This is a genomic window from Aciditerrimonas ferrireducens (genome assembly GCF_023130475.1).
In the GTDB taxonomy this organism is placed as follows: domain Bacteria; phylum Actinomycetota; class Acidimicrobiia; order Acidimicrobiales; family UBA8190; genus Aciditerrimonas; species Aciditerrimonas ferrireducens.
On sequence record NZ_JAKHEX010000002.1, the window covers coordinates 173,982 to 194,661 of the forward strand.

General features: G+C 72.9%; 14 protein-coding genes and 2 pseudogenes. 10 read left to right on the forward strand and 6 right to left on the reverse strand.

The annotated features are described in order from the left end of the window. The first annotated feature begins 87 nt into the window (after positions 1–87). Positions 88–1,444, forward strand: a pseudogene (sufB, locus tag Acit_RS02845) (Fe-S cluster assembly protein SufB). Positions 1,445–1,487: 43 nt separating this feature from the next. Beyond that, positions 1,488–1,835, forward strand: coding sequence for a hypothetical protein (locus tag Acit_RS02850; protein WP_248105495.1), 348 nt, complete (start codon positions 1,488–1,490; stop codon positions 1,833–1,835). A 13-nt stretch (positions 1,836–1,848) separates the two neighbouring features. On the opposite strand, the gene Acit_RS02855 is transcribed toward Acit_RS02850, so the two are convergent. Continuing rightward, entirely contained in the window at positions 1,849–2,754 is a 906-nt protein-coding gene (locus Acit_RS02855; RefSeq protein WP_248105496.1) for a crotonase/enoyl-CoA hydratase family protein, read from the reverse strand. Between the two features lie 157 nt (positions 2,755–2,911). Between Acit_RS02855 and Acit_RS02860 the strand changes: the two genes are divergently transcribed. From Acit_RS02860 to sufC (Acit_RS02870), 3 genes are read left to right on the forward strand one after another with little or no spacing between them, the layout of a single operon-like run. Next, positions 2,912–4,366: a SufB/SufD family protein gene (locus Acit_RS02860; RefSeq protein ID WP_248105503.1), complete on the forward strand. Its 1,455-nt coding sequence runs from the start codon at positions 2,912–2,914 to the stop codon at positions 4,364–4,366. 2 nt (positions 4,367–4,368) lie between these two features. Then, positions 4,369–4,686: a non-heme iron oxygenase ferredoxin subunit gene (locus Acit_RS02865; RefSeq protein WP_248105504.1), complete on the forward strand. Its 318-nt coding sequence runs from the start codon at positions 4,369–4,371 to the stop codon at positions 4,684–4,686. Further along, positions 4,683–5,468 carry a Fe-S cluster assembly ATPase SufC gene (sufC, locus tag Acit_RS02870; RefSeq protein ID WP_248105505.1) on the forward strand — a complete coding sequence of 262 codons (786 nt, stop codon included), beginning with the start codon at positions 4,683–4,685 and terminating at the stop codon, positions 5,466–5,468. The genes Acit_RS02865 and sufC (Acit_RS02870) overlap by 4 nt, the downstream gene beginning before the upstream one ends. A 25-nt stretch (positions 5,469–5,493) precedes the next feature. Here the strand turns inward: sufC (Acit_RS02870) and sufU are convergent, their stop codons facing one another. From sufU to sufC (Acit_RS02885), 3 genes are all read right to left on the reverse strand, one after another. Then, positions 5,494–6,003 carry a Fe-S cluster assembly sulfur transfer protein SufU gene (sufU, locus tag Acit_RS02875; RefSeq protein WP_248105506.1) on the reverse strand — a complete coding sequence of 170 codons (510 nt, stop codon included), beginning with the start codon at positions 6,001–6,003 and terminating at the stop codon, positions 5,494–5,496. A gap of 87 nt (positions 6,004–6,090) precedes the next feature. Next, the gene (locus Acit_RS02880) at positions 6,091–7,359 is read right to left on the reverse strand and encodes an aminotransferase class V-fold PLP-dependent enzyme (RefSeq protein ID WP_248105507.1); all 1,269 of its coding nucleotides are present in this window, start codon (positions 7,357–7,359) and stop codon (positions 6,091–6,093) included. Further along, positions 7,347–8,126, reverse strand: coding sequence for a Fe-S cluster assembly ATPase SufC (gene sufC, locus Acit_RS02885; protein WP_248105509.1), 780 nt, complete (start codon positions 8,124–8,126; stop codon positions 7,347–7,349). The genes Acit_RS02880 and sufC (Acit_RS02885) overlap by 13 nt, the downstream gene beginning before the upstream one ends. 154 nt (positions 8,127–8,280) lie before the next feature. Between sufC (Acit_RS02885) and Acit_RS02890 the strand changes: the two genes are divergently transcribed. Beyond that, a complete protein-coding gene (locus Acit_RS02890; protein ID WP_248105511.1) occupies positions 8,281–10,425 on the forward strand; it encodes an amylo-alpha-1,6-glucosidase in 2,145 nt (714 codons plus the stop codon). Between the two features lie 52 nt (positions 10,426–10,477). Then, positions 10,478–13,579, forward strand: a complete 3,102-nt coding sequence (ileS, locus tag Acit_RS02895) for an isoleucine--tRNA ligase (RefSeq protein WP_248105513.1) — start codon at positions 10,478–10,480, stop codon at positions 13,577–13,579. Here ileS and lysS read toward each other — a convergent pair. After that, complete coding sequence (gene lysS / locus Acit_RS02900) at positions 13,576–14,997, reverse strand: lysine--tRNA ligase (protein ID WP_312709262.1); 1,422 nt, start codon at positions 14,995–14,997, stop codon at positions 13,576–13,578. The two genes, ileS and lysS, sit on opposite strands and share 4 nt — an antisense overlap. A gap of 60 nt (positions 14,998–15,057) precedes the next feature. Here lysS and Acit_RS12750 point away from each other — a divergent pair, with 60 nt between their 5' ends. Next, positions 15,058–15,180 carry a hypothetical protein gene (locus tag Acit_RS12750; protein WP_282436065.1) on the forward strand — a complete coding sequence of 41 codons (123 nt, stop codon included), beginning with the start codon at positions 15,058–15,060 and terminating at the stop codon, positions 15,178–15,180. Positions 15,181–15,208: 28 nt separating this feature from the next. On the opposite strand, the gene Acit_RS02905 is transcribed toward Acit_RS12750, so the two are convergent. Beyond that, positions 15,209–16,000 carry an SIR2 family NAD-dependent protein deacylase gene (locus Acit_RS02905; RefSeq protein WP_248105517.1) on the reverse strand — a complete coding sequence of 264 codons (792 nt, stop codon included), beginning with the start codon at positions 15,998–16,000 and terminating at the stop codon, positions 15,209–15,211. 40 nt (positions 16,001–16,040) lie between these two features. On the opposite strand from Acit_RS02905, the gene Acit_RS02910 reads away from it, so the two are divergent. Both Acit_RS02910 and Acit_RS02915 read left to right on the forward strand, forming a co-directional pair. Further along, the gene (locus tag Acit_RS02910; protein ID WP_248105519.1) at positions 16,041–16,763 is read left to right on the forward strand and encodes an O-methyltransferase; all 723 of its coding nucleotides are present in this window, start codon (positions 16,041–16,043) and stop codon (positions 16,761–16,763) included. Between the two features lie 1,176 nt (positions 16,764–17,939). Beyond that, positions 17,940–20,680: pseudogene (locus Acit_RS02915) on the forward strand (glycoside hydrolase domain-containing protein); the annotation flags it as partial.

Genomic DNA, 20,680 nt, shown 5'->3' on the forward strand with positions numbered 1-20,680 from the left:
TGGAAATGCGGGTCCCGGCGCCTGCCGGCCCGGCCGCCCGGTCGGTCCGGTCCGACGGCGCGGCTCGCCAGGCAGCGGGAGCGGACCATGGCCACCATCGACCTGGACCTCGGACGGTACAAGCTCGGGTGGAGCGACCGGGAGGACTACGTCTTCAAGCCGAAGAAGGGCCTCTCCGAGGAGATCGTCCGGGAGATGTCGGCCATCAAGGGGGAACCGGCGTGGATGCTGCAGTTCCGCCTGCGGGCCCTCAAGCGGTTCTTCGCCAAGCCCATGGCCCCGTGGTTCGCGGTGAACATGCCGGACCTGGACTTCGACGACATCTACTACTACATCAAGCCGACCGAGTCCCAGGTCAAGGACTGGTCGGACCTCCCGGAGCAGATCAAGCGGACCTACGAGCGCCTGGGCATCCCTGAGGCCGAGCGGAAGTACCTGGCCGGGGTCACCGCCCAGTACGAGTCCGAGGTGGTCTTCCACCGGAACCGGGAGGACCTGGAGCGCCGTGGGGTGCTGTTCTGCGACATGGACACCGCCGTGCGGGAGTACCCGGAGCTGGTCCGGCGGTGGTTCGGCACGGTGATCCCCCCGAACGACAACAAGTTCGCGGCATTGAACTCGGCGGTGTGGTCGGGAGGCTCGTTCATCTACGTGCCCCCGGGGGTGCAGGTGGAGATGCCCCTGCAGGCCTACTTCCGGATCAACGCCGAGAACATGGGCCAGTTCGAGCGGACCCTGATCATCGCCGACGAGGGTGCCCAGGTGCACTACGTCGAGGGCTGCTCGGCGCCGGTCTACTCGACGGACTCGCTGCACTCGGCGGTGGTCGAGCTGGTGGCCCTGCGGGGCAGCCGGATCACCTACACCACCATCCAGAACTGGTCGACGAACGTCTACAACCTGGTCACCAAGCGGGCCCGGGCCGAGGCCGAGGCCCACGTGGAGTGGATCGACGGCAACATCGGCTAAGGCTTCCGGGGAGGTGCTCTCGGTGGCGTACGCCGGGGCCAACCAGCACCAGGACACCGGGGCGAAGATGATCCACGCCGCCCCGGAGACCACGTCGACGATCGTCTCGAAGTCGATCTCGAAAGACGGCGGGCTGGCCACCTACCGGGGCCTGGTGAAGGTGCAGGAGGGGGCGAAGGGGGCGAAGAGCTTCGTGCGCTGCGACGCCTTGATCCTCGACGAGGACTCGACGTCGGAGACCAAGCCCTACATGGAGGTCGGGGAGCGCGACGCCCAGATCGGGCACGAGGCGACGGTCTCGAAGGTCGGGGAGGACCAGCTGTTCTACCTCATGAGCCGGGGACTCTCCGAGAGCCAGGCCATGAGCATGGTGGTGAACGGGTTCATCGAGCCGATCACCCGGACCCTGCCGATGGAGTACGCGGTGGAGTGGAGCCGGCTGATCGAGCTGCAGATGGACGGGGCGGTGGGCTGAGGACCGCTGGCCCGGGGCCTCGGCGGGGGGGCATGATGGCGCCGTGGCCATGCGGGAGGAGTGCAAGCACTTCCAGAGCCGGACCTACGCCTCGGGCGAGGTGGCCCGGTTCTGCGAGCTTGACCTGGCTCCCGAGGCGCCCTGGCGCTGCCCGGCCGACTGTCCCCGCTACGAGCGCCGGCTCGCCGACGCCGGATGGGTGCACGGCACGCTGGTGGAACCGGCCGTGGAGGACGAACCGGCCGGCGACCACATCGCCGAGCTGCTCGACGACGCCGAGCGGATCGTGACCGCCGTGGCCCCCGACGTGCTCGCCGAGGTGGAGCACGAGCGCCGGGTCGAGGAACGGCGGCAGGGGCGACGCCGCTGGCCGCCGTGGCGGCGGCGCTGAGCGTCGTCGGGGCTCAGGTGCCGGTGAAGCGGGGCGGGCGCTTCTCCACGAACGCGGTCATGGCCTCGACCAGGTCGTCGGACTGGAGCATGCCGGCGTTCCAGGTGGCCACGTAGTCGAGGCCCTCGGCGATCGTCCGGTCGGCCGAGGCCCGGAGGACGGCCTTCGTTCCCTGGACCGCCAGGGGCGGGTTGGCCGCGATCTCGGCTGCCATGGCCCCTGCCGCCGCCCAGAGGGCCTCGGGATCGGGCAGGACGTCGTTCACCAGGCCGAGGGCCCTGGCCCGTTCGGCCGGGACGTCCTTGCCGGTGAAGCAGAGCTCGGCCACCGCCCCGGCTGGCACGATGCGGGGGAGGCGCTGGAGGGTCCCGAGATCGGCCACGATGGCCACCTTCGTCTCCCGGACCGAGAAGAACGCCTCGGCCGAGGCCAGGCGGATGTCGCAGGCGGTGACGAGGTCGACGCCGCCGCCGACGCAGGCACCGTGGACCGCTGCCAGCACCGGCTTCGGGCAGTCGGCCACGGCGGTGATGGCCGCCTGCATGGCGAGGACCGATCGGCGGGTGGCGAAGGCCCGCGCTGCCGGCGAGGACCGACGTGGAGCCGTGGGGTCGGTCGCCTGGTCCTCGCCGCTGGCCGTCGGTCCACCGGCCAGGGTGGACCCGAGCTCCTTCAGGTCGAGGCCCACGCTGAAGTGGGGTCCTCGGGCGGCCACCACCACCGCCCGGACCGCCGGATCGGCGCCGAGCGCCCCGATGGCCTGGGGCAGTTCGGCGAAGAAGGCCCGGCCCATGGCGTTTCGGGCCTCGGCTCGGTCAAGCCAGAGCCAGCCGACCCCCCGGTCGCGGTCGACCTGGACACTGAGGACCGAGAGAGCGGGGCCGGCAGCGGCCGAGGCGTTGGGGTCGGGTGCGGGCACGCCGGAAGCGTAGCGGCCCGGCGGTTCGGTGCCCTGGCCCCGGTAGCATCGGACGGACCCGACCGAAGCCGGTGGCCGCTGGTCGCTGCCGGCCGGGTCGATGGCCTGAGGGAGAGGTGGGGCGCTGACGCGGTTCGCAGAACAGGAAGCGGCCAGGTTGGCCGGTCCGCCCTGGCTGGTGGCGGCCCGCCGGGAGGCCGGTGCCCAGTTGGCCGCTTTGGCCTGGCCGGCCGAGGCCGAGGAGGACTGGCGCTACAGCGGGATCGATCGCTTCGATCCCGACCGGTTCGCGCCGGTGGTGAGCGAGGGCGACGGCGAGGACGTCGAGCCCGCCCAGGCGCTGGCCAGGCAGTGGGCCGAGGCGCTCGGGCCGGCGGTGGCCACCGTGGTCACCCTCGACGGCCGCCTGGTGGTGGCGTCCGGGTCGCTGGCCGAGGTGGACGGCGGGTTCGACGGCGAAGGGCCGGCCGCCGGCCTGCAGGTGCGCAGCGGGCTGCGCTCCGCGGTGCCGCTTCGGCGGGCGGCTGCGCTCGGTCCGGGCGACCCACCCGACGCCTTCGGGGTGCTCCATCGAGCCTTCAGCGCTGACCCGGTGCTCGTGGGGGTGGGGAACGGCCGGCAGGTCGAGGGGCTCGTCCTGGTGGTCCACGCCATCCGTCAGGCACCGCTGGAAGGCGTCGGTCGAGCGGTCTTCCCGGAGCTGCGGGTCGAGGTCGGGGAGGGTGCCCGGCTGGGGCTGGTCGAAGTCCTGGCGAGCCTGCCGCCGGGCGGCCCGGCGGCGAGCACAGGGGCCTCCCGCAACGGCTCGGCGGTTCCCGACGTGGCCGAGGGGGAGCGTCCGGTCCCTGGCCAGCGGGGCGCCGCCCGACCGGGGACGGACCACGAGGTGGCGGTCTGGTCGGGTCCCCCTGGGGGACCCCTGGCCGTCCTGGTCAGCGGCTGGCAGGTGGCGGCCGGCGGTCAGCTGGACTACGGCGGGATCCAGGCCCTCGACCGCTCGGCCAGCGCGGTGGTCTTCCAGGCGAGCGGGGTCGAGCGGGACGGCCGCCTGCGGGCCCTGACCGCGGCGACCGGGGCCGGGTGGGCGCGGGTACGGACCGACGCCGCGGTGCTCGGCCAGGGGGCCCGCAGCGAGCTCCTGGCCGGGTTCCTCGCCCAGGGCCGGCAGGTCCTGGACTTCCGGACGTTCCAGGACCACCAGGCGCCCTTCGGGGAGAGCGAGCTGCTGTTCAAGGGGGCGGTGGGCGACCGGGCCCGGTCGGTCTACAGCGGTCTCATCCGCGTCCGACGGGGCGCTCGGGGCACGAACGCCTACCAGACGAACCACAACCTCGTCCTGGCCGAGGGCGCTCGGGCTGATTCGGTGCCGAACCTCGACATCGAGGAGAACGACGTGCGCTGCAGCCACGCCTCCACGGTCGGGCCGATCGACGAGGAGCAGCGCTACTACCTGGCCTGCCGGGGGATCGAGCCGGCGGTGGCCGACCGGCTGGTGGTGCGGGGCTTCTTCGGGGACCTGGTGAGCCGGGCACCGATCGCGACCGTGGGTGCGTGGCTGGATCGGACGGTGGCTGCCCGCCTGGGGCAGGCCGAGCGGGAGGAGGGACGCTGAGGATGGGCGAGCGGGTGCGGGTGTGCCAGCTGGAGGAGCTGCCCTCGGGGGAGGCCCGGCGGTTCGTGGTCGGGGGCCGGCCGGTGGCCGTGGTGCGGATCGACGACGAGGTCTACGCCATCGAGGACACCTGCAGCCACGAGGAGACCTCCCTGGCCGAAGGCGAGGTCTGGGTCGAGGAACGGGAGCTGGAGTGCCCGAAGCACGGCTCGACCTTCGACCTGCGGACCGGCGAGCCCCGGACCCTGCCGGCCACCGAGCCGGTGGCGGTCTTCCCGGTGAGCGTGGTCGAGGGAGTCGTGGAACTGGAGCTGCCGTGAGCGGGGCACGACCGGCCCTCGAGGTCCGCGGCCTTCGGGCCGCGGTCGCCGGCCGGGAGGTCCTCCGAGGCGTCGATCTGGTCGTCGGGGCCGGGGAGGTCCACGCCGTCATGGGGCCGAACGGGGCAGGCAAGAGTACCCTGAGCCACGTCCTCATGGGCCGGCCGGGCTACGAGGTCCTGGGCGGCTCGGTGCTGGTCGACGGGGAGGAGCTGGGGCATCTGGCCACCTGGGAGCGGGCTCGGCGGGGCCTGTTCCTCGCGCCGCAGGTGCCGACCGAGGTGCCCGGGGTGCCCCTGCGGGCGGTCCTCGCCGAGGCCCTGGCCGCCCGAGGCGAGGCCGCGCCGCCGGCGGACGCCCTGGTGGCCGCGGCCGGGGCCGTGGGCCTTGCCCCAGCCTTCTTGGACCGGCCGGTGAACGTGGACCTCTCGGGCGGCGAGCGCAAGCGGAGCGAGGTCCTCCAGCTGGCGGTGGTCCGCCCCCGGGTGGCGGTGCTCGACGAGATCGATTCGGGTCTGGACGTGGACGGGCTGCGGGCCGTGGCCCGGCGGGTCCTCGCGGAGGTCCGAGAGCGAGGCCTGGCCGTGCTGGCCATCACCCACTATCCCCGACTCCTCAGCGAGCTGGTCCCCGACCGGGTCCACGTGCTGCTCGGCGGCCGCGTGGTGCAAAGCGGGGGCCCCGAGCTGGCCGAGGAGCTGGAACGGACCGGCTACGCCGGCCTGGCCGCCGCGTTGGGCGTCGAAGCCGAGGGCGCCGACGAGCCCGGGACAGCCGGCTGAGGCCGAGCGGACGGCGTCCCGCTGGTCAGCGGGCGGCGGCCAGCTCGTCGAGCCCCTGGGCCAAGGTGTTCCAGGAGAGCGTGGCGCACTTGATCCGGACCGGGAACTTCACGACGCCCTGCAGGGCCGCCAGCTCCCCGAGACTGTCGAGGTCCACCGGGACGATCCCCGAGGCGTCCTCGGCCTCCCCGCTCGGCTCCTCGCCGTCGGCGTCGCTGCCGAGCGCGGTGCCGTGGACCGACATCATGGCCTTGAAGGTGGCGATGAGCCGGCGGACCTCGGGCAGGGACTTGCCCTTCACGGCGGCCGCCATGAGCGAAGCCGAGGACTGGCTGATGGAGCAGCCCTGCCCGGAGATGCGGATGTCGACCAGCCGGTCCCCTTCGACCTGAAGGAAGACCACCACCTCGTCGCCGCACAGCGGGTTGAAGCCCTCGGCCCGCGTCGCCGGCGGGGTGGGCAGCTCGCCACGCTGGCGGGGATTGCGGTAGTGGTCGAGGATGATCTCCCGGTAGAGGTCCTCCAGGTCGTTCATGCCGGGTGCCCTTTCCGTTCGGCTGGCCGGTCCCGAGGGCTGCGGCGGGCCACCGGTCGCACCGATCGGCCCGGCTGCCCTCGGGCGCTACCCGAAGAGGCTACCGGCCGAGGCCAGGGCGTCGGCCAGGGCCTCGACGTCGTCCTCGTCGTTGTAGAGGTAGAAAGACGCCCGGGCCGTGGCGGCCACCCCGAGGCGGCGCATCAGGGGCTTCGCGCAGTGGTGGCCGGCGCGGACGCAGACCCCGGCCTGGTCGAGGACCTGGGCCAGGTCGTGGGGGTGGACGTCCCGGTAGGCCAGGGACAAGACGGCGCCTCGGGCCTCGGGTTCCCGGGGTCCGTGGATGACCAGGTCGCGACCGAAGCGCTGCTGCAGGCGCTCGAGGGCGTAGGCGGTGAGGTGGTGCTCGTGGGCAGCGATGCGGTCGAGGCCGATCCCCTGGAGGTACTCGATGGCGGCGGCCAGGCCCACCGCCTCGGCGATCGGCGGGGTGCCCGCCTCGAAGCGCTGGGGCGGATCGTCGGGGACGAAGCCGTCCCGGCGGACGTCCTTGATCATGCCGCCCCCACCGAGGAACGGCGGGGTGGCCGCCAGGAGCTCGGCTCGGCCCCAGAGCACCCCGATGCCGGTCGGGCCGCACATCTTGTGGCCCGAGAAGGCGAGGAAGTCCGCCCCGAGGCTCCCGACATCCACCGGCTGGTGGGGGACCAGCTGGGCGCCGTCGACGACCACGAGGGCCCCGGCCCGGTGCGCCGCCTCGGCCAGCTCGGCCACCGGGGGCATGGTGCCCAGGACGTTCGACATGGCCGAGATGGCGAGCACCCGGGCTCCTCGCAGGACCTCGGTGAGCCGGGAGAGGTCCAGGCGGAACCCCTCGTCGATCTCCAGCCAGCGCAGCTCCAGCTGGCGCTCTTCGGCCAGCATGAGCCAGGGCACAAGGTTGGCGTGGTGCTCGAGCTCGGTGACCACCACCACGTCGCCCGGCCGCAGGTGGCGACGACCCCAGGCCTGGGCCACCAGGTTCAGGCCCTCAGTGGCGTTCTTCGTGAAGACCACCTCACGGGCCGGGTCGGGCGCCCCGATGAAACGGCCGACGGTCAGCCGGGCCCGCTCGTAGAGCTGGTCGGCCCGCTCCGCGAGGGCGTAGACCCCGCGATGGACGTTGGCGTGGGCGTGCTCGTAGTAGTGCTCCTGGGCCCGCAGGACCGGCAGGGGGTGCTGGGCGGAGGCCGCCGAGTCAAGGTAGACCAGGCGCCGGCCCCGGAACCGTTCGGCCAGGACCGGGAAGTCCCGCTTGATGGCCGCCACGTCGAGCTCGGCGGCGCGAGGGTCGCTCCGTGCGGTCAGCTCCGCCACGGCTCGTACCCTTCGATGTCCAGTCGCCGGGCCAGCTCCTCGCCCCCTGAGGCCACCAGGCGGCCGTCGACCAGGACGTGGACCACGTCCGGTCGGATCAGGTCGAGGATCTTGCGGTAGTGGGTGACGAGGAGGATCCCGAGGTCCGGGTTCTCCGCCCGGACCGCCTCGACCCCCTCGGCCACGATCCGCAGCGCGTCGATGTCCAGGCCCGAGTCGGTCTCGTCCAAGATGGCCAGCTCGGGGCGGAGCAGGGCCAGCTGGAGGACCTCGTTGCGCTTGCGCTCGCCGCCCGAGAACCCCTCGTTGAGGGGCCGCTGGGCGAAGGCCTCGTCGATGCCGAGCCGGGTCATCCAGTCCCGCATGGCGAAGCGGACCTCGAGGACCGAACGGTCCTCGCCCGCTCGGGCGGCCATGGCCTGGCGGAGGAACTGGACGACCGGCACGCCGGCCACCGCCTCGGGGTGCTGGAAGGCGAGGAAGATGCCGGCCTTGGCCCGGACGTCGGTGGGCCAGTCGGTGACGTCCTCCCCCTTGAACCGGATCCGGCCCCCGGTGACCCGGTAGGCGGGGTTGCCCATGATCACGTTCGCCAGGGTGGACTTGCCCGACCCGTTCGGACCCATGAGGGCGTGGACCTCCCCGGACCCGACCTCGAGGTCCAGGCCGTGGAGGATCTCCCGGTCCTCGGCGGCCACGCAGAGTCCCTCCAGGGCGAGCAGGGGAGGCGTGGCTCCCGTGTCGAGGTCCGAGCGCTCGGCGGCCATGCCCCGAGTCTAGCCGGCCCCGCCCCATTTGCACTATGGAGGTAGTGGGAATGGGGTGCGTCGGGCGGCCGGGTTGGGTAGCGTCCTGCGGCGTGCCGAAGGCTGGGAGCACCCAGGGAGGAGGCAGCCGACCCGCGGCCAGGGGGCGGGGGGCGTGAGCGCGCCCTGGACCTTCAGCGGCCAGCCGGTGGCGCTGGCCCGGGGCGGGGGGTCGGTGACCCTCGTCGAGGAGTCCACCTTCGCCATCTCCTCGGCCGAGGGAGACTTCGTCCCCGGCGGGGCCCACGGGCTCTTCGTCCGGGACACCCGGGTCCTCTCCCGCCTGGAGCTGCGCCTGAACGGCCGCCGCCCCGAGCTCCTGGGGGTGGTCACCACCGACCCCTTCGCCGCCACGTTCGTCTCCCGGGAGGTCCCCGACGGCGGGCGGGCCGACTCCACCTTGGTGCTGCTGCGCTCGCGCTACGTGGGCCGGGGCCTGCGCGAGGACCTGGTGGTGCGGAACTACGGGGACGAGCCGACCTTCTGCCGCCTGGAGCTGTTCCTCGACGCGGACTTCGCCGACCTGTTCGCGGTGAAGGAGGGCCGACCCACCGAGCGAGACGGCGAGCGGGACCGGGTCGAGTCCCCGGCCGAGCTGCGCTTCGACTACCGGCGGGGACCGGTCGCCCGGGGCTGCCTGGTGCGGTTCTCCCCCGAAGCCCAGAGCGCCGCCGAGGGCCTGGTGGCGTGGGAGGCCATCGTGCCGGCCCGGGGCTCGTGGTCGGTGTGCCTGGAGGTGGCCGCCGTCATCGACCAGGTGGTGATCGAACCCCGGTACCGCTGCGGCCAGCCGGTGGAGCGGGCGGCCCCGAGCGAACGACTGGCCCGGTGGCGTCGGCTGGCCCCGACGGTGGAGATCGGGCACGAGGGCTGGCACCAGGTGGTGGAGCGGAGCGTGGAGGACTTGGGGGCCCTGCGGATCTTCGACCCCGAGTTCCCCGACCGGGCGGTGGTGGCCGCGGGGGCCCCGTGGTTCATGACGGTCTTCGGGCGGGACTCCCTGCTCACCTCCTGGATGGCCCTCCTGCTCGACCCGGACCTGGCCCTCGGGGTGCTCCAGACCCTGGCCCGCTTCCAGGGCAAGGAGGTGGACCCCCGGACCGAGGAGGAACCGGGTCGGATCCTCCATGAGATGCGCTTCGCCGAAGCGCCCTCCATGAGCCTGGGCGGGGGCAGCCGCTACTACGGCACCGCGGACGCCACTCCCCTGTTCGTCATGCTCCTCGGCGAGCTGCGCCGCTGGGGCCTGGCCCGAGAAGCGGTCGAGGAGCTGCTGCCCAACGCCGAGGCCGCCGTGGCGTGGATCGAGCGCTACGGGGACCGGGACGGCGACGGCTACGTCGAGTACCTCCGGGCCACCGACCGGGGCCTGGCCAACCAGGGCTGGAAGGACTCCTGGGACGGGATCCGCTACGCGGACGGACGGGTGGCCAGCGCCCCGATCGCCCTCTGCGAGGTCCAGGCCTACGTCTACGGCGCCTACCTGGCCTGGGCCCACGTGGCCCGGGAGCGGGGCGACCTGGCCACCATGGAGCGCTACCGCCAGAAGGCCGCGGCCTTGAAGGCCCGGTTCAACGAGGACTTCTGGCTGGAGGACCGGGGCTGGCTGGCCGTGGGCCTGGACGCCGACAAGCGGCCGATCGACTCGCTGACCTCGAACATGGGCCATTGCCTGTGGACCGGCCTGCTGGACCGGGACAAGGCGGCCCAGGTGGCGGCCCGCTTGCTCTCCCCCGAGCTCTACAGCGGCTGGGGGGTCCGGACCCTGGCGACCAGCATGGGGGGCTACAACCCCATCAGCTACCACTGCGGCTCGGTCTGGCCCCACGACACGGCCATCGTGGCCGCCGGCCTGGCCCGCTACGGGTTCGTCGAGGAGGCCCAACGACTGGTGAGCGGCCTGTTCGACGCTGCGGTGGCCTTCGGGGGTCGGCCCCCGGAGCTCTTCAGCGGCCTGGACCGCGCCGAGCTGGCCAGCCCGGTGGCCTACCCCACCTCCTGCTCCCCCCAGGCCTGGGCGTCGGCCGCGCCCCTCTTGTGCCTCCGGACGCTGCTCCGGCTGGACCCCTACGTGCCCCAGGGCAAGCTCTGGCTGGCCCCGGCCCTCCCCGAGGGGGTGCCCCGCCTGGCCCTGCGGGGCGTGCCCCTGGCCGGGGCCCGGGTGGAGATCGAGGTCGAAGGGGACCAGGTCGAGGTCCGGGGCCTCCCGGCCGGCCTCGAGGTCGTCCACGGGCCCCGGGACCCCCTGACGGCCTTCTGAGCCCGGTCGCGGGGTCGGGGCAGGGGGAACCCCGCCAGTAGGCTTCGGGGGCGTGTTCGCACCGCTGCCCGAGAAGCCGGACCACGGGGCCATCGAGCGGGACGTCCTCGAGCGCTGGGAGCGGGACCGGACCTTCGAGCGGCTCCGGGAGCGGACGGCCGGGGGTCCCCGGTTCTCCTTCGTGGACGGGCCGGTGACCGCCAACAAGACCCTGGGGGTCCACACCGCCTGGGGCCGCACCCTGAAGGACGTCGTGCAGCGCTACAAGGCCCTGCGGGGCCACGAGCTGCGTTGGCAGAACGGCTTCGACTGCCAGGGGCTGTGGATCGAGGTCGGCGTCGAGCGGTCCCTGGGGCTGAACTCGAAGCGGGAGATCGAGCAGTACGGACTGGAGCGCTTCGCCGCGAAGTGCCGGGAGGTGGTGGTCTGGTCGTCCACCGAGCTCACCAAGGGCTCCATCCGCCTCGGCATGTGGATGGACTGGGAGCGCAGCTACTTCACCTTCTCGGACACCAACATCGAGTACATCTGGCGCTTCCTCGGCACGGTGGCCGACCGGGGCCTGCTCTACCAGGGCAACCGTCCCACCGAGTGGTGCCCGCGCTGTGGCACCTCCATCTCGGCCCACGAGCTGGTGGGCAGCTACGTCGACCGGGAGGACCCCTCGCTGTTCGTGCGGTTCCCCCTGCGGGACCGACCCGGGGAGTCCCTGGTCGTGTGGACGACGACCCCCTGGACCCTGCCGGCCAACGTGGCCGTCGCCGTGCATCCCGACGCCCGTTACGGCCGTCGACCCGGCACCGGGGACTGGGTGGCCGTGGAGCGGGCTGCTGCCGTTCCCGGCGGGGCCGGCGCCGAGCTCGAGGACGTGCGGCCCGGTGCCGAGCTCGTCGGCTGGCGCTACCAGGGGCCCTTCGACGACCTCGGGCCCGGCCAGGGGGTGGAGCACCGGGTCGTGGCCTGGGAGGACGTGGCCCTCGACGAGGGGACCGGCCTGGTCCACATCGCCCCGGGCTGTGGCGCCGAGGACTTCGAGCTGGGCCGGCGGGAGGGCCTGGCGGTCCTGACCCCGGTCGACGAGGCGGGGCGCTTCCTCCCCGAGTACGGCTCGCTCGCCGGGCGGAGCACCGACGACGCCCGGACCCTCGTGCCGGCCGAGCTCGAGCGCCGCGGCCTCCTCGTCGCCGCCACGACCATCCGGCACCGCTACCCGGAGTGCTGGCGCTGCCATACCCCGCTGATCTTCCGCCTCTCGGACGACTGGTTCATCGCCGTGGACCCCCTGCGGGACGAGCTGCGACGGGCGAACGAGACGGTGGAGTGGATCCCGGCCTCGGTCGGCAAGCGGATGGACGACTGGCTGGCCAACATGACCGACTGGAACATCTCCCGGCGGCGCTACTACGGCATGCCCCTGCCCTTCTACCCCTGCGGCTGCGGGCACCTCACGGTGCTGCGGTCCAAGGCGGACCTCCTGGAGCGGGCGGTCGGCCCGGTCGGGGAGCTGCCGGAGCTCCGCCGACCCTGGATCGACCGGGTGACCGTGCGCTGCGAGGCGTGCGGGGCCCCGGTGGAGCGGGTGAAGGAAGTCGGGGACGTCTGGCTGGACGCCGGCATCGTGCCGTTCTCGACCCTGGGCTGGCAGAACCCGGTCCGGGTCTCGGGTGGCCTCGGGACCGGGGCGGCCGCCGGGCTGACGGTGGCCGACCTGCCCGACCACGCCTACTGGGAGCAGTGGTTCCCGGCGGACCTGGTCTCCGAGATGCGGGAACAGGTGCGGCTGTGGTTCTACTCCCAGCTCTTCATGTCGGTCGTCCTGACCGGTCGGGCCCCCTACCGCCGGGTCCTGACCTACGAGAAGATGCTGGACGAGCACGGGCAGGAGATGCACGGCTCGCACGGCAACATGATCGACGCCGACGAGGCCTTCGAGCGGATGGGGGCCGACGTCATGCGCTGGCTGTACTGCCAGCAGCCCCCGACCCAGAACCTCCTGTTCGGCTTCGGGCCCGCCCACGAGGTGAAGCGGCGGCTGCTGACCTTGTGGAACAGCGTGGCCTTCCTCGTGCAGTACGCCAACCTGGTGGAGGGGTTCACCCCCGACCTGGCGGACCTGGCGGGGGAGCCGGCCGGCCTGGAGGCCCCGTTGGACCGCTGGCTGGCCGCCCGGGTCCGGCAGCTGGTGCACGAGGCCACCGCCGGCTACGAGGCCTACCTGACGGTGGAGGTGCTCCGGGCCCTGGACTCGGCCCTGGAGGACATCTCGAACTGGTACATCCGGCGGAGCCGGCGGCGCTTCTGGGACGGGGACCCGGCGGCCTTGGCGGTCCTGTGGTCGGCGCTCGTGACCTGGGTGCGCCTCGCCGCCCCGGTCGTGCCCTTCCTGGCCGAGCACCTCTGGCAGCGCCTCGTGCTGGACCCCGTGCCGTCGGCTCCCGACTCGGTCTTCCTGGCCGGTTGGCCGAGCCTGCCCGACGCGGACCAGCTGGCTGCGGACCAAGCCGTGCTGGCCGAGCAGGCCGCAGTGCGGGCGGTGGTCGAGCTGGGCCGGCAGGCCCGGGCGGAGAGCGGCATCCGGGTCCGCCAGCCGCTCCGGCGGCTCGTGGTCGACGGGGCGCCGGCCGCCGCCCCCCACGCCGGGGAGATCGCCGAGGAGCTGCGGGTGAAGGAGGTGGTCTTCGAGCCCATCGAGGCCACCGAGCTGCGGGTCCGGCCCAACCTGCGGGTCCTCGGCCCCAAGCTCGGCCCGGCGGTGGCCGAGGTCCGGGCGGCCCTGGCGGCCGGGGCCTTCGAGGTCGACCCGGACGGCTCGGTGCGGGTGGCCGGCCAGCACCTGGGCCCCGAGGAAGTGCTCGTGGAGCGGATCCCGCGGGAGGGCTGGTCCTTCGCCTCCGACGGCCAGGTGGCCGTGGCCCTCGACACCGCCCTCGACGAGGAACTGACCCTCGAAGGCCAGGTGAACGACCTGGTCCACTCGGTCAACCGGCGCCGCAAGGAGATGGGCCTGGCCCTGACGGACCGGATCCGCTTGGTCCTGCCGGCGGCGGCGGCCGCCCTACTGGCCCACCGGGAGTGGATCGCCCAGGAGACCCTGGCCGTGGCGGTCGAGCTGGGCGAGGTCGACGAGCCGTCGATCCTGCCGGTGGCCGGCTAGGCGCCGGGGGCCTCGGGCCGCAGGGTGGGGAAGGCGATGACCTCCCGGATGTGGCTGGCGTCGGCGAGGAGCATGACGAAGCGGTCGACGCCGAGCCCGAGACCGGCCGTGGGGGGCAGGCCGAGCTCGAGGGCCCAGAGATAGTCCTCGTCGACCACCATGGCTTCCTCGTCGCCCGCTTCGCGGGCCCGGGCCTGCGCCTCGAAGCGGGCCCGCTGGTCCTCGGGGTCGGTGAGCTCGCTGAAACCGTTGGCCAGCTCCCGACCGGCCACCACCACCTCGAAGCGCTCCGTCAGCTCGGGGTCCTCCCGGTGGCGGCGGGCCAGGGGCGAGACCTCGACCGGGTGGTCCAGCACCGCCAGGGGGCCGACGATGGTGGGCTCGACGGCCTTCTCGTAGAGCTCCAGGAGGAGCTTGCCCGGGCCCCAGCTCGGTTCGGGCACGAGGCCCAGGCCGCGGGCCGCCTCCTCGAGGACCGGCCGGGGGCTGTGGACGTCCAGCGGCCGCCCGAGGGCCTCGGAGACCAGCTCGGCCATGGTGGCCCGGCGCCAAGGGGGGGCCAGGTCGAGGGTCCGGCCGTGGACCTCGAGGGTGGTCCGGCCGAGCACCGCCCGGGTGACCTCGGCCACCAGTTGCTCGGTGAGCCCCAGGAGGTCCTGGTAGTCGGCGTAGGCCAGGTAGAGCTCGAGCATGGTGAACTCGGGGTTGTGCCGGGGGGAGATGCCCTCGTTGCGGAAGACCCGGCCCAGCTCGAAGACCCGTTCCAGGCCCCCCACGACCAGCCGCTTGAGGTAGAGCTCGGGGGCGATCCTCAAGTAGAGGTCGAGGTCGAGGGCCCGGTGGTGGGTGACGAAGGGCCGGGCGGTGGCCCCGCCGGGGATGGGGTGGAGGACCGGGGTCTCGACCTCGAGGAACCCCCGGTCCCACAGGGCCCGGCGCAGGGCGGCGAGGACCTGGCTGCGCAGCACCAGGACCTCCCGGGTCCGGTCCCCGACCCACAGGTCCAGCTCTCGGTGGCGTAGGAGGGTCTCGGTGTCCGAGACCCCCCGCCACTTGTCGCCGAAGCCCCGGCGGGCCAGGGCGAGGAGCTCCCAGCGCTCGACCAGCACCGAGAGCTCGCCCCGGCGGGTCTTGACCACCCGGCCCCGGGCGCCCACCCAGTCGCCGATGGCCAGCTTGCCGAACTGCTCGAAGTCCGCGGTGACCCCGTCCCGGGCGAAGAGCTGGACCTGGCCGCTTGGGTCGTCGAGGGTGGCGAAGGCCAACCGGCCCTGGGGCCGCACCAGGCGGAGCCGGCCCGCCACCCCAACGTCGGTGTCGGTCTCCTCACCGGGTGCGCCGGTGCTCGGTCCCGGCGCGAGGCGGCGGCGCTGTCGGCGGGGGGGGATCGGCCACGGCCGCTCATCTTGCCGGGCCACCCGGGAGCTGGGCAATCGGCCGCCGACCGGTGACCCGGGGGTCCGGCTAGGGTGCGAGAGGTGCGAGCGTCCAAGACGGTGAAGCAGGTGGCGGCGGGTCTGGCAGCGCTGGGCACCATCGCCAGTGTCTGGTGGTTCGCCTTGAAGCCCCGATGGGGCCGCCAGCGGGCCGCCAAGGGCTGAGGCCGGCCGCCGAGCCGAGGCGGCACCCTCAGGCGGCCACCAGGGCCGGCAGGACCGTCGAGATGGGGCCCCGGACCACGACGTCGGCGAGGTCGTCCATGGCCGTCGGACTACCGTTCACGATGACCACGCTGGCTCCGGCAGCCGCGGCACGGGGCACGAGCGCTGCTGCCGGGTAGACCGCCAGGGTGCTGCCGACGGCGAGGAGTAGGTCGCAGGCCTCGGCAGCCTCCTCGGCTCGGGCCAGGGCCCTCCGGTCGAGGGCTTGGCCGAAGCTCACGGTGGCGGCCTTGACGAGGCCCCCGCAGGGGCAGTGGGGGTCGTCCTCGCCGGCGGCCACCCAGGCCAGGACCTCCGCCATGGGCCAGCGGGTGCCGCAGTCCAAGCAGGACGCCGCCCGGGAGGTGCCGTGCAGCTCGACCACTCGGGCCGGGTCGTGGCCGGCGTCGAGATGCAGGCCGTCGGTGTTCTGGGTGACCAGGAGTAAAAGGCGGCCCTGGCGTTCGAGGTCCACGAGGGCCCGGTGCCCGGCGTTGGGCGCAGGGGGCGGACCGCCGCGGGCCAGGCGGTCCCGCCAGATGCTGCGGCGGAGCTCGGGGTCGGCCAGGTAGTGGTGGATCGAGGAGCGCCGCTCCGCGGTGGGGTCCTTCGTCCAGAGGCCCGCGGGGCCCCGGAAGTCGGGGATGCCCGAGTCGGTGGAGATCCCCGCACCGGTCAGGGCGAGGACCCGACGGGCTTGGCGCACGAGCCGCTGGGCGGCCGCCAGGTCGGCCTCGGGTCGTTCGGGCCCGAGCGGCGGGCGTGGAGCGCGTTCCTCCATGGGGCCCAGTGTCGCACCCGTGCCTGGCTAGGCTCCGGTCGTGGCCGACCCCGAGGGACCCGCCCCCCGCCCCGGCCAGGGCGAGGACCAGGGGTCGCCTTTGTGGGCGGCCATCGACGAGGCGCTGGTGGGCTGGCTCCTGCCGCCCGACCCCGTCCTGGCCGAAGCTGAGGCGACGGCCCGGGCCGCGGGCCTCCCGGAGATCCAGGTCTCGGCGCTCCAGGGCCGGCTGCTCGAGGTCCTCGCCCGGGCCATCGGGGCCCGGCGGGTCCTCGAGATCGGCACCCTCTTTGGCTACAGCGCCATCTGCCTGGCCCGAGCGCTGCCCCCCGAGGGGCGCCTGGTGACCCTCGAGGTCGAACCCCGGCACGCCGAGCTGGCCCGGGCCAACGTGGCCCGGGCGGGGCTCGCCGACCGGGTGGAGGTCCGCCTGGGCCGGGCCCTCGACCTCCTGCCGGCCCTCGAGCGCGAGCTCGGTGCCCAGAGCGTGGACCTCTGCTTCATCGACGCCGACAAGCCGTCGAACGCCGAGTACTTCGGCTGGGCCCGCCGCCTCGCGCGACCCGGCGGGCTCGTGGTGGTGGACAACGTCGTCCGCCACGGCCGGATCCTGGAGGAGGGTGAGGCGACCCCCGACGTGGCCGGGACGCGGGCCCTCTTCGACGCGGTGGCCCGGGCCGAGGGCGTGGTGGCCAGCGTCCTCCAGACGGTGGGCGCCAAGGGCCACGACGGGCTGTTGGTCGCCGTCCTGCCTCCTGCCTGAGCCTGGCCGGGGCACCGAGCCGGGGCGGCAGGCCCCGGGGGGCAGCCCTCGAAACCCTCGACGTCGGCCAAGGAGCCGACAGATCGGCTCAACCGGGCCGCAACCCGCTCCCCGGCCGGTGGACCGGCCGTCCCCTGGCGCCGATGGCCGCGTGACGCCGCGCACGCGACCGAGGAGGGAGCCGGGATGCGCTGGGGACGCGCCAAGGACGGACGAGGGACCAGCCACTCGAGGACGCCGACCCGTCGCCTCCGGGCCTGGGCCGTGGTCGGGATGGCCGGAGGGTTGGTCCTGGCCCTCCTCGGCGGGGCCAGCAGCGCCGCCGGAGCCGCCACGAGCGCCAGCGTGGACCAGGCCGTGACCGCCGAGGCCAACTGGATCGTCTCCTCGCAGCTGGCCGACGGGGCCATCCCGGAAGCACCGGGCTACCCGCCGAGCGCCTTCGTCACGACCTACGTCTCCAACTATGCCGTGCTCGGTCTGGCCCGGGCCGCCATGGTCACCGGCAACCAGTCCTACGTCGAAGCTGCCTGGAAGGAACTGGACTTCTACTACCGCCACGAGGAGCCCTACACGGGCTACGAGACCGACTTCAACGTGCCGTTGCCGGCAGGGGTTGGGGCCCAGAGCACCGGAAAGTACGACTCGACGGACGCCTATGCAGCCATGTTCCTGTTGGCTGCCTATGAGACCGTCAAGGCAGCCGGCGACACGATCCCGGCAGCGGACAACTGGGTGGTGACCGCAGCGAGCAACGCCTTCCACGCGCTCATGACCACCCAGCAGCCCGATGGCCTCTTCTACGGCACACCGACCTACGACGCGGTGATGGCCATGGACAACGCCGAGGACTACGGGGGTCTGTTGGCGGCGGCGAATCTCTTCGCCGTCGCAGGCGACAGCACCCTTGAGGGGCAGGCGGTCCTTGCCGCTCAGGAGCTCGAGGCGGCAATCCAGCTGAGGTTGTGGAACCCACAGACCCAATCGTTCAACGGTGGGGTCGGTGAGGACGACGTGTCGTGGTCCTCGGACCCCGCCACGACGGCGTACCCCGACGCCGTGGAGAACGCGTGGCGGCTGTTCACCTGGGCACCGACGGAGTCCATCTACGGCGTTGTCCTGTGGGGCCTCGACCAGAGTGGTCAGTCGGCCCAAGCCACCCAGGACGCCCTGGCCATGTGGAGCAGCGCGTCCAGTTTGGGTGAACCCTGGCCCGTGACTACCGGCGCACTCGGCGAGCTGATCGTGGCCGAGACCGGCGGACTCGACCTCTCGTTGCCAGCGTCCCCGCAGGCCAGTGCGGCGAGCCTCGCCACCAGCGACCCGGCAAGCCTGGTGAACGTCAATGTCGGGTCGAACATCTACAACACCGACACCCCGGCGGCTGCCGCTCCCTTCGGCATGGTCGAGTTCGGACCCGGGTCGGTCGGGAACCCGGTCGGCAACTACAACCTCGGCACCGACACTCGTGGCTTCACCCTGACGGACCTCCCCGGAGCCCAATGCCCGATCTTCGGCGATGTCCCCCTGTTGCCCTACAGCGGCTCGCTCCCGAGTGACCCTGGGGCGGCGAGCGACTCCCTCTTGAACGGCCAGGGGACGCCAGGGAGTTACTCGGCTGTTGCCGGCGGGGTCCTCGTCGACCTGGCCGCCACCACCCGGACCGGCATCATGAAGATGACCTTCCCCGCCGGGCAGCCGGCCCAGCTGGTCGTAAAGGCCGGTGACAGCTTGAACGGCAACAGCGGCGCGACGGTCACCGTCGACTCCCCGACCCTGGTCACGGGCTCGGCGACCAGCGGCGATCTGTGCGGCGAGTCCCAGGTGCACTACACGGTCTACTTTGCTCTGGAGGTCGACCCCAGCACCCCAGCCGCCTCGACCTCGGTGTACCAGGCGTCCGGGCAGGGAGCTGGCGCCGTCCTCTCCTGGGGCACCCCCAGCTCCTCGCTCACCGTGCGGGTCAAGGCCGGCATCTCGTACGTGTCCGTGGCGAACGCCGAGGACAACCTCGCTGCTGAGGACCCGGGCTGGAGCGAGAGCAGCGTGGCCAGCGCCACGCAGGCACAGTGGAACGCGCTGCTCTCCAGAGTGCAGGTCAAAGGAGGCACACCTGCCGAGCAGGTCGAGCTCTACAGTGAGCTCTACCACGTCCTCTTGACACCCGAGACGTTCTCGGACGCCAACGGTCAGTACCTCGGGTTCGACGGCCAGGTGCACACCGAGCCGTCAGGCCAGGTGCAGTACGCCGACTTCGCCTCCTGGGACTGGCAGATCGCAAAGATGAATCTGCTGGCCATGCTCTACCCGGGGCACACCCAGCAGTTCGTCCAGAGCCTCATCAACGACGGCGAACAGGGAGGCTGGCTCCCGGACTGGTCGGTGGCGAACTCCTACACCGGGATGATGGAGGGCGACCCGGCGGACGTGCTCCTGGCCGACGCCGCCGCCTGGGGCGATCTGACGAGCACCGAGCAGCAGCAAGCCCTGCAGCTCGCGGTCAAGGGGGCGACGCAGTCCCAGAACGGGTCCGACCTCGGGCAGAGCTGGTACTACGAGCGCTACTACGGCGGTCAGTTCCTCTCGACCGGCTACGTGGCTGGCTACACCAGCCTGTCCGAGCAGCTGGCCATGGACGACTGGGCAATCTACGAGCTGTGCGCGGTGACGTCTGGATGAGCACAGCGGCAGGCACCGCCACCGTGGAACACTGGCCAGTTCTTCGACGTGAGCAGTGTGGCGCCGAGTGGCCAGTGGAGCCAGCAAGGGTTCGATGACGGCAACGCTGCGCAGTACACCTGGCTCGACCCCGAGCACCTCGACCAGCTCGTCACCGCCCTCGGGGGTGAGCAGCAAGCAGCCAGTGCGCTGAGCAGCTTCCTCGAGCACTTGGACGCCTCGGCAAACGAGCCCAATTTCGCCGTGACGAACGAAGATGATCTGGAAGCACCGTGGGAAGGCGACTGGATGGGCGACCCGGCGCTCACCGAGGAAGTGACCAACGAGATCGTGCAACGGTTCTTCGTCGGAGGCGTGACGGGCATGCCCGGCCACGACGAGCTGGGTGCGGTGTCCTCCTGGGACGTCTTCGCCCAGCTCGGGATCTACCCGGAGATCCCTGGAGAGACGGTCATGGCCGTGGGCAGCCCGGAGTTCACCTCGGCGACCTTGTCGAACGGCAGCCGGACGGTGACCATCGACGCCAGCGGTGCCGGGCAGGGCAACATCTATGTCGAGGCGGCCAGCCTGGGGAACACGCCGATGGGCAATCCGTTCTTCACCTTGTCACCGAGCGGCAACGTCACCGTGTCGTTCACCATGGGCTCCAGCCCGGCGACCACGGCGAGCTTCGGCGCCGCTGCGTCGACCTCGACCGGAGGCGGGACGGCGACGGCACTGGGCGGTGGCGGTGCTGGTGCTGGTGCTGGTGCGACGGCGGGCGGGAGCTCCTCGGGAGGCGGGACGGCGAGCGGCGGGGTCGGCTCGGGTGGTTCGGCCGGGGGAGGCTCGGGTGGGGGCGCCAGCCTCGCCCCGCTCTCCCAGAGCGGCGCTGGCGCCGGGGGGTCCGGCAGCGCCTCCGCTTCGGCAGGAAGCGGAGGTGGTGGGTCGACCTCGTCGACGGTCTCCGGTGGGAGGCCGTCGGAGACCCGACAGGCCTCGGGGTCGGGCGGAACCGGCACCCCGGCCGCGCCAGCCGGTCCGGCTCCGACGCCGATGCCGGCGCCCATCGTGGCCGTAGCTGCCCCGGCCGACGGCAAGGGCTACTGGATGGTGGACAACGGGGGGGCGGTGGAGCCGGTCGGGGGCGCCCCGTTCTACGGCGACCCGGCAACCCAGGGCGTGACCCGCCTGGCAGCGCCGATCGTGGGGTTGGCGGCGGCGCCTGATGGCCAGGGGTACTGGCTGGTGGGTGCTGA